Origin of the sequence: Vibrio sp. 1562, from assembly GCF_033340155.1 — a bacterium.
In the GTDB taxonomy this organism is placed as follows: Bacteria; Pseudomonadota; Gammaproteobacteria; order Enterobacterales; family Vibrionaceae; genus Vibrio; species Vibrio alginolyticus.
The window spans coordinates 58,425-76,467 of the sequence record NZ_JAWOVY010000014.1 but is presented as its reverse complement, the minus strand read 5'-3'; the positions used below and the strand labels follow the sequence as shown (position 1 = coordinate 76,467).

At 45.0% G+C, this 18,043-nt stretch carries 17 protein-coding genes; 2 read left to right on the top strand and 15 right to left on the bottom strand.

Going from position 1 to position 18,043, the window contains the following annotated elements:
* The first annotated feature begins 10 nt into the window (after positions 1-10).
* The gene (gene dxs, locus R7Z49_RS15360) at positions 11-1,876 is read left to right on the top strand and encodes a 1-deoxy-D-xylulose-5-phosphate synthase (RefSeq protein WP_005381568.1); all 1,866 of its coding nucleotides are present in this window, start codon (positions 11-13) and stop codon (positions 1,874-1,876) included.
* 58 nt (positions 1,877-1,934) lie between these two features.
* Here dxs and pgpA read toward each other — a convergent pair whose 3' ends face one another.
* The 14 genes from pgpA to R7Z49_RS15290 form a co-directional block, all read right to left on the bottom strand.
* Positions 1,935-2,441 (bottom strand): phosphatidylglycerophosphatase A, encoded by a 507-nt coding sequence (gene pgpA / locus R7Z49_RS15355; RefSeq protein WP_186584438.1) that lies wholly within the window; start codon positions 2,439-2,441, stop codon positions 1,935-1,937.
* Between the two features lie 91 nt (positions 2,442-2,532).
* A complete protein-coding gene (gene thiL / locus R7Z49_RS15350; RefSeq protein WP_005381570.1) occupies positions 2,533-3,498 on the bottom strand; it encodes a thiamine-phosphate kinase in 966 nt (321 codons plus the stop codon).
* A gap of 78 nt (positions 3,499-3,576) precedes the next feature.
* On the bottom strand, positions 3,577-4,044 hold the full coding sequence (gene nusB, locus R7Z49_RS15345; RefSeq protein WP_005381571.1) for a transcription antitermination factor NusB: 468 nt from the start codon (positions 4,042-4,044) through the stop codon (positions 3,577-3,579).
* Positions 4,044-4,514 (bottom strand): 6,7-dimethyl-8-ribityllumazine synthase, encoded by a 471-nt coding sequence (gene ribE / locus R7Z49_RS15340; protein ID WP_005381572.1) that lies wholly within the window; start codon positions 4,512-4,514, stop codon positions 4,044-4,046. The genes nusB and ribE overlap by 1 nt, the downstream gene beginning before the upstream one ends.
* A 169-nt stretch (positions 4,515-4,683) precedes the next feature.
* Positions 4,684-5,793: a bifunctional 3,4-dihydroxy-2-butanone-4-phosphate synthase/GTP cyclohydrolase II gene (gene ribBA, locus R7Z49_RS15335; protein WP_005381573.1), complete on the bottom strand. Its 1,110-nt coding sequence runs from the start codon at positions 5,791-5,793 to the stop codon at positions 4,684-4,686.
* A gap of 173 nt (positions 5,794-5,966) precedes the next feature.
* On the bottom strand, positions 5,967-6,620 hold the full coding sequence (locus R7Z49_RS15330) for a riboflavin synthase (protein WP_005381574.1): 654 nt from the start codon (positions 6,618-6,620) through the stop codon (positions 5,967-5,969).
* 8 nt (positions 6,621-6,628) lie between these two features.
* The gene (gene ribD, locus R7Z49_RS15325) at positions 6,629-7,756 is read right to left on the bottom strand and encodes a bifunctional diaminohydroxyphosphoribosylaminopyrimidine deaminase/5-amino-6-(5-phosphoribosylamino)uracil reductase RibD (protein WP_017635684.1); all 1,128 of its coding nucleotides are present in this window, start codon (positions 7,754-7,756) and stop codon (positions 6,629-6,631) included.
* A 7-nt stretch (positions 7,757-7,763) separates the two neighbouring features.
* Complete coding sequence (nrdR, locus tag R7Z49_RS15320) at positions 7,764-8,213, bottom strand: transcriptional regulator NrdR (protein ID WP_005381578.1); 450 nt, start codon at positions 8,211-8,213, stop codon at positions 7,764-7,766.
* A 206-nt stretch (positions 8,214-8,419) separates the two neighbouring features.
* The gene (locus R7Z49_RS15315) at positions 8,420-9,670 is read right to left on the bottom strand and encodes a glutamate-5-semialdehyde dehydrogenase (protein WP_186584439.1); all 1,251 of its coding nucleotides are present in this window, start codon (positions 9,668-9,670) and stop codon (positions 8,420-8,422) included.
* Positions 9,671-9,687: 17 nt separating this feature from the next.
* A complete protein-coding gene (gene proB / locus R7Z49_RS15310) occupies positions 9,688-10,827 on the bottom strand; it encodes a glutamate 5-kinase (protein ID WP_017820604.1) in 1,140 nt (379 codons plus the stop codon).
* Positions 10,828-10,948: 121 nt separating this feature from the next.
* Complete coding sequence (gene crl, locus R7Z49_RS15305) at positions 10,949-11,338, bottom strand: sigma factor-binding protein Crl (RefSeq protein WP_186584440.1); 390 nt, start codon at positions 11,336-11,338, stop codon at positions 10,949-10,951.
* 115 nt (positions 11,339-11,453) lie between these two features.
* Positions 11,454-12,701 carry an esterase FrsA gene (gene frsA, locus R7Z49_RS15300; RefSeq protein ID WP_186584441.1) on the bottom strand — a complete coding sequence of 416 codons (1,248 nt, stop codon included), beginning with the start codon at positions 12,699-12,701 and terminating at the stop codon, positions 11,454-11,456.
* Positions 12,702-12,792: 91 nt separating this feature from the next.
* Positions 12,793-13,257, bottom strand: coding sequence for an oxytetracycline resistance phosphoribosyltransferase domain-containing protein Tet(34) (tet(34), locus tag R7Z49_RS15295; protein WP_005381590.1), 465 nt, complete (start codon positions 13,255-13,257; stop codon positions 12,793-12,795).
* Positions 13,258-13,520: 263 nt separating this feature from the next.
* On the bottom strand, positions 13,521-14,810 hold the full coding sequence (locus R7Z49_RS15290; RefSeq protein WP_005381592.1) for an NCS2 family permease: 1,290 nt from the start codon (positions 14,808-14,810) through the stop codon (positions 13,521-13,523).
* Between the two features lie 1,024 nt (positions 14,811-15,834).
* Here R7Z49_RS15290 and R7Z49_RS15285 point away from each other — a divergent pair.
* Complete coding sequence (locus R7Z49_RS15285) at positions 15,835-17,307, top strand: aminoacyl-histidine dipeptidase (RefSeq protein ID WP_053350265.1); 1,473 nt, start codon at positions 15,835-15,837, stop codon at positions 17,305-17,307.
* A 64-nt stretch (positions 17,308-17,371) separates the two neighbouring features.
* Here the strand turns inward: R7Z49_RS15285 and R7Z49_RS15280 are convergent, their stop codons facing one another.
* Positions 17,372-17,911, bottom strand: a complete 540-nt coding sequence (locus tag R7Z49_RS15280; RefSeq protein ID WP_318111809.1) for a DUF3332 domain-containing protein — start codon at positions 17,909-17,911, stop codon at positions 17,372-17,374.
* Positions 17,912-18,043: the final 132 nt, after the last annotated feature.

The window sequence follows — 18,043 nt, the reverse complement described above, 5'->3', positions numbered from 1 at the left end:
GCGCATTTATATGACTCTTGATATTTCAAAGTACCCAACACTGGCGTTAGCAAATACACCGGAAGAATTACGTCTTCTTCCGAAAGAAACATTACCAAATCTGTGTGATGAACTGCGAACGTATCTGCTAAATTCAGTGAGCCAATCTAGCGGACACTTAGCGTCTGGCTTAGGCACCGTAGAGCTAACTGTCGCTCTGCATTATGTTTACAACACCCCTATCGACAAATTGATCTGGGATGTTGGTCATCAGGCTTACCCGCACAAAATCCTCACCGGACGTCGCGATAAAATGCCAACAATTCGCCAAAAGGATGGTCTACACCCTTTCCCTTGGCGTGAAGAAAGTGAATATGACACTTTGTCTGTCGGTCACTCTTCGACATCTATCAGTGCAGGCCTTGGCATGGCCATCAGCGCACAAAAAGAAGGCAAAGGCCGTAAAATTGTCAGTGTGATTGGCGATGGCGCAATTACAGCAGGCATGGCATTCGAAGCCATGAACCACGCTGGCGACGTTCATCCTGATATGTTGGTGATTTTGAACGACAACGAAATGTCGATTTCAGAAAACGTCGGCGCCCTGAATAACCACCTTGCAAAGGTACTTTCTGGTAGCTTATACACTTCTATCCGTGAAGGCGGCAAGAAAGTGCTGTCTGGTGTTCCACCTATTAAAGAGTTGGTTCGCCGTACGGAAGAGCACCTAAAAGGCATGGTAGTGCCTGGTACTCTGTTCGAAGAGTTCGGCTTTAATTACATTGGCCCGATTGATGGGCACGACGTCAATGAACTCGTCAAAACGCTGAAAAATATGCGTGAGCTCAAAGGCCCTCAGTTCCTACACATCATGACCAAGAAAGGCAAAGGTTATGAGCCGGCCGAGAAAGATCCTATCGGCTACCATGGTGTTCCTAAATTCGATCCAACGCATAATTGTCTGCCGAAGAGCAGTGGCGGTAAGCCAACTTACTCAAAGATCTTCGGTGACTTTTTATGTGACATGGCGGCCCAAGATCCTAAGCTAATGGCAATTACGCCAGCAATGCGCGAAGGATCAGGTATGGTGCGTTTCTCAAAAGAGTACCCAGACCAATACTTTGATGTGGCGATTGCTGAGCAGCACGCAGTGACACTTGCAACAGGTATGGCAATTGCGGGCGATCATCCAATCGTAGCTATCTATTCGACTTTCTTGCAACGTGGTTATGACCAACTGATCCACGACATCGCGATCATGGATTTACCAGTGATGTTTGCGATCGACCGCGCAGGTCTCGTTGGCGCAGATGGTCAAACTCACCAAGGTGCGTTCGATTTGAGCTTTATGCGCTGTATTCCGAACATGGTGATCATGGCGCCAAGCGACGAAAACGAGTGCCGACAAATGCTTTACACTGGCCATAAGCATTCTGGCCCGAGTGCGGTTCGATACCCTCGTGGTAGCGGCATGGGCGTAGAAATCGAAACTGAGTTTACGGCGTTAGAAATCGGTAAAGGGCGCATGGTTCGCCAAGGTGAAAAAGTTGCTATTCTGAGCTTTGGTACTTTCTTGGGTAACGCGCTAGAAGCGGCAGAATACCTTAACGCCACTGTTGCTGATATGCGCTTTGTGAAGCCGCTCGATGAAGCATTAATTCGTCAATTAGCCGCAGATCATGACGTGCTCGTGACGTTAGAAGAAAATGTTATCGCAGGTGGTGCAGGTGCGGGTGTCGTTGAGTTCATGATGAAAGATAAAATCATTAAGCCAGTCTTAAACCTAGGTTTACCCGATGAGTTTATTCATCAGGGAACACAAGATGAACTGCATGAAGAGCTTGGTCTCGATGCAAAAGGAATCGAAAAATCCATCTTGGATTATTTAGCAAAATAGCATGTAAAAAGGGATGCTCATGGCATCCCTTTTTTACGTCCAGTGTTTAGTTCATGGTTTAATTCATCCAGCCAGCGTATTTTGCGACTAGAAACAGGGCAACACCGGCCATAACTCCCGCCACGATATCATCAACCATAATACCCAGCCCACCGTGAACTCGCTTATCTAGCCACCCAATTGGCCAAGGTTTTACCATATCGAAAAAACGAAACAAGATGAAGCCAGTGATCAACCACTTCCATTCAGTGAGTGGAATATTCAGCGCAGGTACAATGCTCATCGTAATCCAAAAGCCCGCAAACTCATCCCATACGATTGAACCATGATCATGCACCTTCATGTCTGCAGACGTCACTTGGCATATTTGAATGCCGACCACACACGAAATCAGAACAACAATGACATACGCCGTAAATGGTAATTGTGCCAACAACAAAAATAAAGGCACGGCCGCCAGTGTGCCCATTGTTCCAGGGATAAACGGGGATAATCCACTGCCAAAACCCGTCGCCAATAGATGCCACGGGTTCTTTAATGAAATCAGAGAAAGAGGGTTGGTCATATCCTTAAACCTATACTGCTAGTTTGGTTTCAATCGTCATGCCTGCGAGTTACTCAATAGTAACAGGCTCTTGGCTAGAGCTTAGCTCAGATCATTTAAAGTGGTCGAAGCCACTTAAGTCCCAATCAAGTGGTTGATTGTTATCATGCAGCTCGAAGGTTCCATTTGGTCGGATTTGACCAATACATGTGACCTTACATCCAGTATGAGATAAAGCACTTTGTAACGAGCCTCGATTTTGCTCCGGCACGGTAAAACACAACTCGTATTCTTCACCACTTGCTAAAGCATACTGCTGCGCGCTGATCTTATCATCTAAAAACTGGACTAATTCTGAAGAGATCGGTAGCTGAGAGACATCAATGCTCACCCCAACCTGAGATCGCTGTAAAATATGCTTAATATCAGAGATTAAACCATCTGAAATATCTATCGCCGAAGAGGCTAAGCCAACAAGAGCTTGTCCAGCAAGCACACGCGGAGAACTAAGGTAATGAGCTCGCTCTAGTGCTTCCGCGCCGGCTCTACTGCGCAGAGAGTCATCTAGAATCACATCCAAGCCAGCTTTTGCATCGCCAAGGTTTCCCGTTACGTATACCCAATCCCCAGGCTTGGCGCCGGATCGCGTGAGCGCTTTGTCTTCAGGTACAAAACCTTGCACCGTCAGTGTCAGACACAATGGGCCTTTGGTGGTATCACCGCCTATTAACTGAATACCATAGTAATCAGCCAGTTCGAAAAATGCATCACAGAAAGGTGCAAGCCATTCTTCATCTGGCTCAGGCATCGTTAATGCAAAGCTCACCCACGCAGGCGTTGCGCCCATCGCCGCCAAATCACTGATGTTAGAAGCCAATGCTTTGTGTGCGACCCATGCTGGGTTCGCGTCGGCTAAGAAATGCGTTCCAGCTACCAATGTATCCGTGCTAATCGCAATCTGAACATTAGCTGGCGCTTTGACCAAAGCGCAATCATCACCAGCGGCTAGATGGACATCTTTACGTTGGCTCTGACGACCGACGAAGTATTTGTCTATCAGATTAAATTCACCAGACATAATTCACTTACTTTTTGATGTAAAAGCTTTTGATACAAAAAAGGTCAGCATGTGCTGACCTTTTCATTGAAGAAATCGTTATTTCTTACGAATGTGAGGTGCTGCTTTATCAAGTACACCATTCACAAACTTGTGGCTATCTTCTGCTGCGAAAACTTTTGCAAGTTCAATCGCTTCATTGATAACAACTTTGTAAGGAACATCTTCGCGACGAGTCATCTCGTACATAGCAAGGCGAAGAAGAGCAAGTTCCATCATATCTAAATCCTGCATAGGACGAGAGATGTATGGACGAATTTTGCTATCTAGCTCAGCGTGGCTAAGTACAACACCGCTTAATAGTTCACGGAAGTAAGCTACGTCTGTCTCTGGAGCAGCAAGCGCTGGCTCAGATGCATGAAGTTCTTCTTCATCGTATTTGTCGCCAGACAAAAACTGTTCTTCAATCTTGGCAACATTCTCTTTAGTAATTTGCCATGAGTAGATCGCCTGTAGAGCGAATTGACGTGCGTTACGACGTGCGGCTGGTTTCACACTGGCCCCCATTAGGAATCAATTTCAGATAGTACATTAATCATTTCAAGTGCGCTTAGTGCAGCCTCTGCACCTTTATTACCAGCCTTGGTTCCTGCGCGTTCAATCGCTTGATCGATCGTATCAACAGTCAAAACACCAAATGCTACTGGAATGCTGAATTCCATAGACACTTGTGCTAGACCTTTGTTCATTTCACTACAAACATAGTCAAAGTGAGGCGTTCCACCGCGAATAACAGACCCTAGAGAAACAATAGCGTCGAATTTGCCAGTTTTAGCAACACGCTGAGCTACTAGAGGTAGTTCTACGGCACCTGGACAACGCACAACCGTGATGTTGTCTTCGCTTACTTGTCCGTGACGCTTTAGTGTATCGATCGCACCAGAAAGTAGGCTTTCGTTAATAAAACTGTTGAAACGAGAAATAACGATAGCAATTTTTGCATTTGGCGCTGGGAAGCCACCCTCGATCACTTTCATAAGCTTTCCTTTAACTCTATTTATAAGTGAAATATGTTCATCAAGTGAGAATCGCCGGATTCTAGCACAAATTTGTGAGCAATATCTAATGGAAATTGGAGGCAAATCACTGGCTCCTAGCCATTGACGAGTTAAGCACGTCAAAGACTAGGAACTTATTGTTCGGTTGTTACTCGCAGACGTACTCAACAACGTTCAGACCAAAACCACCTAACGCGTGGTACTTTTTGTTGGTCGATGACAGAAGACGCATATCATGTACACCGAGATCCGCAAGAATCTGTGAACCAACGCCAACACGGCGAGACGTGCCTTGTTTTTTAGCAAGCGTTGGTGCTTCACCTTTGTCTTGCGCTTCGAACATCTTCACGCGATGAATAAGTAGATCGGTCGATTCTTCATGGCCAAGAACAACCAGTACACCGCCCTCTTCACCAATGCGTTTCATTGCCTTATCTAGTGTCCAGCTGCGTTCTGCATTACGATCGCTACGTAGTAAGTCGGTAAAAACGTCTTGAAGATGAACGCGAACCAGTGGCGCTTTTTCTTTCAAATCGCCCTTGCACATTGCGTAGTGCACTTGGTTATCAATGGTGTCTTTGTACGTGACTAACGTGAACTCGCCAAACTCTGTCGGTAACTTGCACTCTGCCACACGTTCAATCGTTGTCTCAGTGTTATTGCGGTACTCAATTAGGTCGGCAATAGTGCCCAATTTAATACCGTGCTTCTCTGCAAAGATCTCTAGATCTGGGCGACGAGCCATCGTGCCGTCGTCATTTAAGATCTCAACAATCACCGATGCTGGCTCTAAACCAGCAAGACGAGCCAAATCACAGCCAGCTTCAGTGTGACCTGCGCGAGTCAGTACACCGCCGTCTTGAGCTGCGAGAGGGAAGATGTGACCAGGCTGCACCAAATCCGCAGCTTTAGCGTTTGGCGCGACTGCTGCTTGAACGGTACGTGCGCGATCTGCGGCTGAAATACCAGTCGTTACCCCTTCTGCTGCCTCAATCGAAACAGTAAAGTTGGTGGTGTATTGCGCATTATTGTCTTGCACCATTGGTGGCAGACCTAGACTTTCGCAACGATCTTTGGTCATGGTTAAACAAATCAGGCCACGGCCATAGGTTGCCATAAAGTTGATGGCTTCCGGCGTAATATGCTCGGCAGCCATGATCAAGTCACCTTCATTCTCGCGGTCTTCATCATCCATTAGGATGACCATTTTGCCTGCGCGAATATCATCAATAATTTCTTGTGGCGTACTGATTGGCATAGTCTGTTATCCCGTTATTCTAAATTTGTTATTGCGACAGCAATGAAAAATTACGTTGCAGTGAATGCTAGTTAGGTCAATAGTTTGAGCTTTGCATTAAGCAAGTCAATGAATCTCGCGGTGTTCTGTGAGTCTGCTCTTTATCGCATGCCTCACGCAGCCACTCCCAAGACTTATGCAAAACCGTTTTGCTGTAAAAAGTCCATCGTGATACGAGACTCGGCCTTATCTTCTTGTTGTCCTTGCAGTAAACGCTCCATATAACGCGCAAGTACATCAACTTCTAAGTTGACTTTGCGCCCCACTTGAAACTGGTCAATCGTAGTTTCTTCACTCGTATGAGGAACGATCGTCAGCTTAAAAGCATTTTTACGTAAGTCGTTGACGGTTAGGCTAATACCATCAACAGTAATCGAGCCTTTCTCTGCAACGTACTTGCTAATTTCCGCAGGCATTGCAACCCAAAACTCTATCGCACGGCCAACTGAATTGCGTTCGACAATTTCACCAACCCCATCGACATGGCCAGAAACGATATGTCCACCCAATCGCGTTGTTGGCAACATGGCTTTTTCTAGATTCACCTTATCGCCTACTTGGTATTCAGCAAACCCAGTTTTCTTCAAGGTTTCTAATGACAGATCAGCACTGTAATAGTGGCTTCCGAAGTCAACTACCGTTAAGCAAACACCGTTGGTCGCAATGCTATCGCCTAACTTAACGTCTGACATATCAAGCGTACCCGTTTCAACCGTGACGGTGATGTCTTCGCCCTTCGGCGTAATCGCAGCTAACTTGCCAACTGCTTCTACTATTCCTGTAAACATACTATTTCTTATCTAATTTCATTACGTTTTATGGTGGCCGTGATGCGAATGTCTACCCCAACCATACGAACGTCTGTAATGTTTAAATCTATGACGTCAGCCATAGCGCTTAACCCTAAAGCACCGATAAGCCCCCGACCATCGCTGCCCATGAGTTTTGGCGCAAGGTAAACAATGAGCTCATCTACAAGATTAGCCTTTATCATCGCACTCGCTAGCGTAGCTCCAGCTTCAACCCATAAGTGATTGATATGGTGCTCATCAGAGATACGCTTTAATGTCGTTGATAAGTCAATTTGGTCAGCGCTGTCCAATAGAGGGATACAGTCTCCATCAGAGCGAACAATAACTCGTTCTCCATCGGTATGGAACAGCTTGAGCGCATCAGTTAAATGGTTCTGACGGTCTAAGATTACACGTACTGGTTGACGAAGCTCTTCTTGTAAATACTGCGCTTGAACACTATTAGGTAAGTCATCCCAGCGCACATTGAGTGATGCATTATCATCAATCACCGTTTTGCTAGTAGAAAGAATGCCACCACTTATCGCTCGATAACGCTGCACATCTTGGCGGGCCGCTGGGGAGGTGATCCATTGGCTCTGACCATTACTGAGTGCGCTTTGCCCATCCAAACTGGCTGCCATTTTTAATTGAACAAACGGCATGCCTGTACGCATGTACTTTATAAAACCAGGGTTAAGGGCAAGGGCATCTTGCTCTAACAAGCCGATTTGTACTTCAATTCCGGCATCACGTAACATCTGGATGCCGCGACCTGCAACTTTCGGGTTTGGGTCTACCATGGCGCAAACCACACGTGCCACTTTGGCTTTAATCAGCCCTTCGGCACATGGCGGTGTACGGCCGTAATGAGAGCAAGGCTCTAGCGTCACATAAGCGGTTGCACCAACTGCTTTTTCACCCGCCATGCGCATCGCGTGCACCTCGGCATGCGGCTCACCAGCACGATGGTGATAACCTTCACCGACAATTTCTTCATCACGAACGATGACACACCCTACATTTGGATTAGGGGCGGTGGTATAAATGCCACGTTTCGCTAACTTAATAGCTCGTGACATCATGGCGAAATCTAAATCAGAAAACGCTCTTTCAAGAGTGTGTTGAGTCATGAGCTACTCAGTCTTCTAGGCGGGCAATCTCTTCGCCAAACTCGCGAATATCTTCAAAGCTGCGGTAAACGGAAGCGAAACGAATGTAAGCCACCTTATCGAGCTCTTTGAGCTGGTCCATGACTAAATTACCAATCATTTCACTCGGAACCTCTCGCTCACCCGTCGCACGCAGTTGTGATTTGATCATACTGATCGCTAACTCTATAGAATCGGCACTCACTGGGCGTTTCTCTAAAGCGCGTTGAATACCGCCAACCATTTTATCTTCATCAAATGGTTCACGGTTGCCATTCGATTTGATCACTTTAGGCATCACTAACTCTGCGCTTTCAAACGTAGTGAAACGCTCGCTACACGCCAAGCACTGACGGCGACGTCGAACTTGATGGCCATCAGCCACTAAGCGGGAATCAATAACTTTGGTATCGTTCTCGGAACAAAAAGGACAATGCATATCACCTCCATATCTATACCAAAATAACCTCATGAGCAATCACGGATAACCACGCGTTCATGGTTATACGGACTCTATTAAAGCTATTTGGGTATAACGCTTTCAAACCGAAATAAAAGCTCATGTAGTGTAGCGGAATTGGTATGTTAGACAAAACAAAAAGGGGCGCAAAGGCCCCTTTTTCACTCAAGATCTCGTCGAATGTGTTAACTGCGTGCTAAGTAGTTCGCTTTACCAACCCACTTGTAGCTAGTTAGCTCTTCTAAGCCCATCGGACCGCGTGCATGTAGCTTTTGCGTAGATACTGCGACTTCTGCGCCAAGGCCAAATTGCGCACCGTCTGTAAAGCGCGTTGAAGCATTCACATAAACCGCCGCCGAACCGACAGAATTGATGAACAGCTCTGAGTTTTCCAAGCTATTGGTCATGATCGCATCTGAGTGGCTCGCGTTATGGACACGCATATGATCAATGGCATCTTTCACATCAGACACAACTTTTACACCAAGAGTGTAGCTCAACCATTCCGTATCAAAGTCACCTTCAACAGCATCGCGAATTTGTGTTGCTTGAGGCATCAGTGCTTTTGCCTTAGGCTCTGTCACGAAGGTCACTTTATCGTTCATGCGCTCTACGATCATTGGTAGGAATTGCGCTGCAATTTTTTCATGCACGAGCAGCGTATCTAATGAGTTACACGCAGATGGACGTTGAACTTTAGAGTTCTCAACCACATTCAGGGATTTCTCTAGATCAGCGGATTCGTCGACAAAGATATGGCTGATACCAAAGCCACCAATAATCACCGGAATCGTGCTGTTTTCTTTACACATTTTGTGTAGGCCAGCACCACCGCGTGGAATGATCATGTCGACGTAATCGTCCAACTTAAGCAATTGAGAAACAAGCTCACGATCTGTTTTTTCAATGTACTGCACAGAAGCGGCTGGAAGGTTCGCCTTTGCGAGCGCAGACTGAATAACCTTCACTAATTCCATATTCGAGAAAAAGGTCTCTTTGCCACCACGTAAAATGCTTGCGTTGCCGGTTTTCAAGCACAACGCTGCGATATCAATGGTTACGTTTGGACGCGCTTCATAAATTACGCCCACGACACCAAGCGGCACGCGACGACGAGACAGTGACATCCCATTTTCCAGTACCTTACTGTCTATTTCGCTGCCTACAGGATCGTTCAAGCTAATGACGTTGCGAACATCATTCGCAATTGCAGTCAATCGTTCTTCATTAAGCAAAAGGCGATCGAGCAGCGCATCGGTTAAACCCGCTTCACGGCCAAGTTCGATGTCTTTAGCGTTTGCCGCCAAAATAGCAGCAGAGTTTGCTTCTAGCTCATCAGCAATGATGGCTAATGCTTGGTTTTTTTGCGCAGTTGACGCTGTCGCTAATTCGAAAGCTGCATCTTTAGCAGCTTTACCCATATTCGTTAAATCCACTTTGCTTCCCTCTAATTCTATTCCTGAATGACGACCAAATCATCGCGGTGAATCACCTCAGAGCCATAATCATGACCCAAAATAGAGATGATATCTTTACTGTGCTTACCCGTAATTTTAGTTAGGTCATCACTTGAGTAGGCGCTGATGCCACGAGCCACCAACTTACCGTGAGCGTTTGTTACACGCGCCACTTCGCCTCGTGCGAAGTCACCACTAACTTTGATGACCCCTTTAGCAAGTAGGCTACTGCCCTTGCCGACCACAGCATTGACTGCACCATCATCAATAATGATGTCGCCCGATGCCGCAGGTCCCGCTAGAATCCAGCGTTTACGGTTCTCTAAGGCTTCAGCGCAAGGTAGGAAGCGCGTGCCCTGAGGTTCAGCACTTAAAGAGTCAAAGATAACATTCGGCGCACTACCAGCAGCAATAATAACCTCTATACCTGCGCGGCGAGCGATGTCTGCGGCTTGCAGCTTCGTTGCCATACCACCAGTACCCAATGTTGTACCGCTTCCACCTGCGATTTTACGCAGCGTATCGTCGATGGTTTTTACTTCCTTGATAAGCTCTGCGTTCGGATCTCTACGAGGGTCAGCAGTAAACAGACCTTTTTGGTCCGTTAAAAGCAAGAGCTTATCTGCACCACATAAAATGCCTACCAAAGCGGAAAGGTTGTCGTTATCGCCAACTTTAATCTCGCTAGTCGCAACGGCATCATTTTCGTTTACGATAGGAACAATATCGTTCGCAACGAGCGCATTAATAGTGTCACGCGCGTTAAGGAATCGCTCACGATCTTCTAAATCGGCACGGGTTAGTAGCATTTGGCCGATCTTGATACCATAAATACCAAACAAAGACTCCCATGTTTGAATCAAGCGACTCTGCCCCACCGCGGCAAGTAACTGCTTACTCGCCATCTCGTTGGGCAATGCGGGGTAACCAAGATGCTCACGGCCTGCTGCAATCGCACCAGACGAAACCATTACGATTGAATGGCCTTGTTTTTTAAGCTCAGCACACTGGCGTGCTAACTCAACCATGTGTGCACGGTCGAGTGCCAGAGTGCCGCCTGTCAGCACACTTGTACCCAGTTTCACAACGACAGTTTGTGGTTGTGAAACAACTGCATTTTGTTGATTCGTTGTCATGATGTCTTCTGAAGTGAAAAACAAATAAAGAGAGGATGTTTTAACAATCAAATAGGGAATTAACAAGAGAAAAGGTGCGTTTTCGCACCTTTTTGTTTGGTATTAAATGAAAACAACCAAATTAAGCGAAATCGAAAGACTCCGTGTGATATTCGACTTCTAATTTGAAGTGTTCTTCTAAAGTATCAACCAGCTTTTGATGGAATGTGCTCTGCGTGAGATACACTTCCTCTACCACTTTTTTGGGAAGGGCTTCAGATACCCATTGCCCTTCTTTGTTGTACTTGCCAATATGATATTTAGCAGTAAAGCCTCCCTTGATGGATTCCAAATCCATCCACCAGCCCCAAAATTCACGCTTCTCAGGCGATTTTTTGTCGTCTACACATACAGATAAACAATCAAAATAATAGCGCCCTTCTTGCGATTGTGGTTCGCGCAGGTAAGGCCCTATCGCCTTCAACTTTGACATCAAGCGAAAGTGAGTCGGGCCCTGAGTCGTCTCTGACATATGAATCTCCGTTTTCATAGTTAAAAGTAAACACCCAAGAATGATTATTATTTTTAATTATCATGAGCTTATTTTTTGCTCAGATATATCACTCTTAACTAATTTAGGAGAATTGTCACCCTAATAATTCATCTTCTAGCCACTTTATGGCTAAATCGAGGGATTGCTCATATCCTTTTGTAATTGTTTTGGAACTGATTTTTTTCGCTCTACCATACTGGCTAAATAGAGCAACAAGTTGATTATCACTGTGTGGCGACACTGGATCGCCCTCAAGACTCAAAGCCAAAATAGGCACTTTGGTTTTTCGACTGCTCAGGAAGCCCTGAACCTTCAATGACCACGCCATCATCTGACCAGCCATGCTATTAATATCAACCGCATTTTTCCCCAAACGGGAAGCCAAAAGATCTAGGTACATCTTCGGCATTTTTTGTAACTTCTGAGGGGAAGTAAAAATATCATGTACGGGTGCGCCTAGAGCGACACAAGCTTTGATCTTTTCTTGCTCGACAAAAGAGAGTCTGATCATGGCATTACCACCAAAACGAAACCCAACTAACCCCACTTTGTGATGATCAACCCAAGGTAGCGAGTAAAGCTCATTCAATACCGCTTGATGTAGGCAACTTGAATTCTCGGTCAAGGGCCAATGAGAGCTATGCCCAACTGAAGGCATGTCCACGGTTAACATCGCAATATCTCGCGGTGCAAGACGATTACGGAACAAACGCCACATGTCGGTTTGTAGAGTATCCAAACCAGCGCTCACCATGACCACAGGCAACTGTTTATCCGTTCTTGGTAAATGGAGGTTCGCGATGATTTTGCGATTTTGGTAAGGCACTTCAATTTGCTTGATGGTGTACTTAGTTTTTTCTGCGCCGTCAGAATACGCTTTGTTTGCCAGAACTTGAGCTTGCGATGCCAAGTTGTCATTTTTTAAATGTGGGTAGCCTGCAATACTAAAACACAAAGAAGCAGTGAAGAGTTCATCCGCTGCCTCTTCTCCTTGCATTTCATTTGCTCGCTTCTGATGATCCATACCAAGCTTGATCCACTCAAATGTCCAGTTACCACCGTGATAACCCATTACAGTGTCTAACCAATCATCATTGGTTCGCGAGTGAGAAGATGAAGCAATTTTGGACAGTACGCCTTCCATTTCGATCGGAGACAATCCTTGCCAAGCCCATTGCAAGCGACGCAAATGACGATACCAAGCACGATCACCCTGCGCTTCTCGTTCATCAAGTATTTTTTTACTGGTCGGCATGTACTGGGTAAGCGCGGAGGTTTCTTTTGCTTGCTTATGTTTCACGAACAAAGTTTCGGAAAGATTTTTACTGACGTCTTCAGACATAGGAAGAACCCTAGGCTATTAGCATGATTTAATATCATAATAAAAAAAATGCCCCTATAAAGGGGCATTTCTCAATATTCTTTAACCGCGCTTATTTTTGCTTGCGGTTTACTGGCTCAGCATACTGGATTGACATATCCCAAGGCTGCTCAATCCAAGTGTCTTGAGCAATATCTACAACGTAATCATCCAGCAGCTCTTTGCCTGATGGTTTCGCACACACAGCGATCATTTTCGCTTTTGGATACATCTCACGTAGTTTGCGCGCTGTATCACCACTGTCTACTAGGTCTTCAACGATTAGGTAACCTTCGCCATCACCTTCAGGTGCTTTTAGTACCGTCATATCGCGCTGATGATCATGGTCGTAGCTTGAAATACAGATTGTATCAACGTAACGAATACCCAGTTCACGAGCCAAAATAGCGCCAGGAACCAAACCGCCGCGGCTTACCGCCCAAATTCCTTTCCATTGCTCAGCTGGCATTTGTTTTTCAGCCAGTTCACGGCAGTAAGTCTGCATTGCATCCCAAGTGATAATGAATTTTTTACTCATTGTAATAACCTAATAATTTGAAAATATGCATCCTCAAAATCTAGCGAAGTCACTCAAAAGCGGAATGCTCACTAACTTCTCCAAAATGTTTGGAGACGAGGATGTCAAGCTGCGCAAACGATTATTCTACCGAAACACACCGCTAATACCAACGGTGATATCAAAATTCTCTGCCTATTCCGCAGAAAAACCGTCTTCTGTGAACAACGTAAAAAAGAAAAAGCCAGCGTGAATAAATCCACACTGGCTTTTTGCTCGAGAAATTAACCGACGAGGTATTTAACGATGAAGATGGCTGACATCACCCATACACTCATCGACACTTCACGGCCCTTGCCGCTGAATAATTTGATCGCCGCGTATGCGATAAAGCCTAACGTGATACCTTCTGCAATCGAGAATGTTAGCGGCATAACTAAACAAGTCACAACAACTGGGGACGCTTCAGTTAGGTCACGCCAATCAATGCTTACTAGCCCAGACAGCATCAAGATCGCCACATAGAATAGCGCACCTGACGTTGCATAAGCAGGGATCATACCCGCAAGTGGTGAGAACAATAGAGCAAGTAGGAAGAGTACACCAACAACCACGGCTGTTAGACCAGTACGCCCACCCGCAGCCACACCAGAAACGCTTTCAATATAAGATGTCGTGTTAGAGGTACCAAGTAATGCACCTACTGACGTTGCTGTTGAGTCTGCAAGTAACGCTTTGTTTAAACGAGGGATGTTGCCATTCTCATCAGTTAGACCTGCTTTTTGAGAAACGCCAACGAGCGTACCTGCGGTGTCAAATAAATCGACAAATAGGAAAGCAAATACGACGGAAATCATGCCTACTTCAAACAAACCAGAGAAATCCAGTTGCATGAAAGTTGGCGCAATGCTTGGTGGCGTTGACATAATACCGCCCCACTGCACATCACCAAATAGAAGACCGAGCGCTGTAACGCCAAGAATGGCGATCATCACCGCACCTTTCACACCACGGTGAACCAGTGCAATCGTAAGAAAGAAGCCAATCGCGGCCAATACAGATGGCAATGATGTGATCTCTCCCATAGAAACTAATGTCGCTGGGTTATCAACGACGATACCTGCATTTTTTAATGCGATAAACGCTAAGAAAAGACCAATACCAGCTGAAATACCTGTTCGTAGAGAATGCGGGATCGAGTTAATAATCCACTCACGGATCTTAAATACGCTTAAAAGAATGAACAGAAGGCCAGAAACAAATACAGCCGCTAACGCAACTTGCCACGTATAACCCATTCCCAATACAACAGAGTAAGTGAAAAATGCGTTCAGGCCCATTCCTGGTGCCTGTGCGATTGGGTAATTCGCAACAAATCCCATAATAAAACAGCCGATTGCGGCAGCAAGACAAGTCGCGACAAAAATGGCACCACGGTCCATACCGGTATCCGACAGGATCGCTGGGTTTACAAAAATAATGTAAGCCATAGTTAGGAAGGTCGTAACACCTGCAATGATCTCAGTACGCACATTTGTGCCATTTTCACTGAGTTTAAAAAGCCTCTCGAGCATGATCGAATCCTGTAAAGGTAAAAAAGTAAACGGTTGCGTAATCGATTGGCAGGAATTATAAAGTTATCAAATAGCAAATTCTAGATAGAATCTTCACTCTAATGCGTTTTTTTTCTTTGGATATGAAACACATTCTCTAACCTATCAAAGTAGGCAAAGGAATATATTCTTACAAAACAATAGGTAACCTAGATAACACAGTTCCCTAAAAGAGAATAAAAACTGAGCAATGTACTAAACTTTCAGATGAAAAAGACCCATTTTTAACATGGTATCTAACAGATTTGATGGAAAAGTCGATAAAACCGAAGAATGGGGAATAGAAGAAGGCTTTGATCGCAATAAGTGAGTCAGGAAGAGAAAATAGAGATAAAAAAACGCCACCCAATTTGGGTGGCGGTGAATCATGTCAGCACTATCACTGAAAAAAAATTCCAATTTATAGGGGTGAACAAACTGTTCGAGTCACATGCGTTGACTTCACTTAGTAGCCAAAGCTTGTTGGGTATACAAAGTTACCGGTGTAAACAGACTTGCTATTCCAGAACATTGTACTTGGTAAACCTTTCATAACTATCACCTTTTAAATCAATTAAACATTCGTTGATTTCTCGGTTCCTTGGAGGCGATAAAACGGACTCATCCTTTGAGCATTTCATTCTTCTCTCAGAAGCTGGTTACAAATATACCACCAAGAAATTTAATTACAAGCATTTTAGTGATTGGAATCACAAAAAATACATAAATTGACCTTTATCAAAGTTTATATGTAATTAAATTACAATTTTATGAATTAAAAAATAAAGCCACTTTCAGAATGTATGATAGAGAACACATAGTGCTTGTTATTGTATTCACAAACTGTGACAGTTCTGAGAGAAATCCTTGTGATCGCGACTACTCGTACTCCTTATCTGGTGGTATGCTAACGGCAATTTGAAGGCCAAATCGTCTAGCATTTAATGCTACCTTGACAACATTTTTACGGTATATATTTGGCAAAGCACATCAAAAGGAGTCCTCCGTGTCTGAGTTCCATTCTGAGATCAGTACCTTATCACCTGCTCCACTTTGGCAGTTTTTCGATAAGATTTGTTCTATCCCTCATCCATCGAAACATGAAGAAGCATTAGCACAGTACATTATCAACTGGGCAACAGAGCAAGGCTTTGACGTTCGCCGTGATCCAACCGGTAACGTGTTCATCAAAAAGCCCGCGACACCAGGAATGGAAAATAAGAAGGCTGTTGTACTTCAAGCACACATCGACATGGTGCCGCAGAAAAACGAAGACACTGAACACGACTTCACCAAAGATCCAATCCAACCTTACATCGATGGCGAATGGGTAACTGCGAAAGGCACGACGCTTGGTGCAGATAACGGTATTGGTATGGCTTCTTGCCTTGCTGTATTGGCATCTAAAGATATTAAGCACGGTCCACTCGAAGTTCTGCTGACGATTGATGAAGAAGCAGGCATGACTGGCGCATTTGGCCTTGAAGCTGGTTGGTTAGAGGGTGAGATTCTTCTAAATACAGACTCTGAGCAAGAAGGCGAAGTCTACATGGGTTGTGCAGGTGGCGTTGATGGCACCATGACTTTCGATATTTCTCGAGAATCAACGCCTGCAGGTTTTGTAACACGCCAACTGACGCTGAAAGGCCTAAAAGGTGGTCACTCAGGTTGTGACATTCACACAGGTCGCGGTAATGCCAACAAATTACTTGGTCGTTTCCTTGCCGGTCATGCTCAAGAGCTTGATTTACGTTTAGTCGAATTCCGTGGCGGTAGCTTACGTAATGCAATCCCTCGCGAAGCGTTTGTTACTGTCGCGCTTCCTGTCGAAAACCAAGACAAGCTTGCTGAGCTGTTCAACCACTACACTGAGCTGCTTAAAACTGAATTGGGTAAAATCGAAACAGGTATCGTAACCTTTAATGAAGTGATCACGACTGACGCGCAAGTATTTTCAATCGCCGATCAGCAACGATTCATTGCGGCACTTAACGCTTGTCCAAACGGCGTAATCCGTATGAGTGATGAGGTGGAAGGCGTTGTTGAAACTTCTCTAAACGTTGGTGTGATCAGCACAGAAGAAAATAAAGTCACCGTGCTTTGCTTGATTCGTTCTCTCATTGACTCTGGCCGTAGCCAAGTGGAAAGCATGCTGCGCTCGATTACTGAGCTAGCAGGCGCACAAATTCAGTTCTCAGGCGCTTACCCTGGCTGGAAGCCAGATGCAGATTCCGAGATCATGGCAATTTTCCGTGATATGTATGAAGGCATTTACGGTCATAAGCCGAACATCATGGTCATCCATGCTGGTCTTGAGTGTGGCCTATTTAAAGAACCATACCCACACATGGATATGGTTTCTTTCGGTCCAACAATAAAATTCCCTCACTCTCCAGATGAGAAAGTGAAGATTGATACTGTTCAGTTGTACTGGGAACAGATGGTCGCGCTTTTAGAAGCGATTCCAGAGAAAGCATAATTCAATCACGAAAAATGACAAAGGGTGCCATACGGCACCCTTTTTTTGGTTTAGTTGAACCCAACTACACACGGTTTTGCGCGTAAGCGGCTAATTCATCCATTGAGGTTTGTGCAGCAACTTCACCATCAATGTAGTAAGTAACAAACTCACCATCGCGTACACCCATGAGTGTCGCCTTTTCACCGTTACTGTAAGTAATATCCATTTGAACAGTGTTCTCATCGATTTGCTGCATTCGCCCCTGATCAATGACACGGTTATCCGCTAATGGTGCGATTGGTGCCGTCGTTAACGACTTATCTAACTGGTGATTGACATCAATGTAAGTATCTACCTTTGTATCGAAGATATGTGGCTTACCATTTAACGGGTTCTTACCCGTCCAAAATTCTAGAGAGTTAAACACGATATAATCCGCTGCGATCGCGACACCATAAACAGGCGCTAAAAGCATATTTAGGCCACCTCGAGCGTAACGGTTGTCAACAGCTTTCAAGTTAAACCCCATGACATAACCTGTCACGGCATTACTACCTACGCAACCTGAAAGTGAAACTGCTACCGCAGTCAATGCACCAATTTTAGCAATTGCCTTTTTCATCAAAACCTCTAGTTAGAAAGTGTGAAACCTCAAATTCGGCGCGGATATTATCGGATAAAAAGTAGGGTTAAAAGTCCGTTTTTTTGTCCTCCATGAACAGTATTATTTTTAATACAGTCACATTTTTTAAGG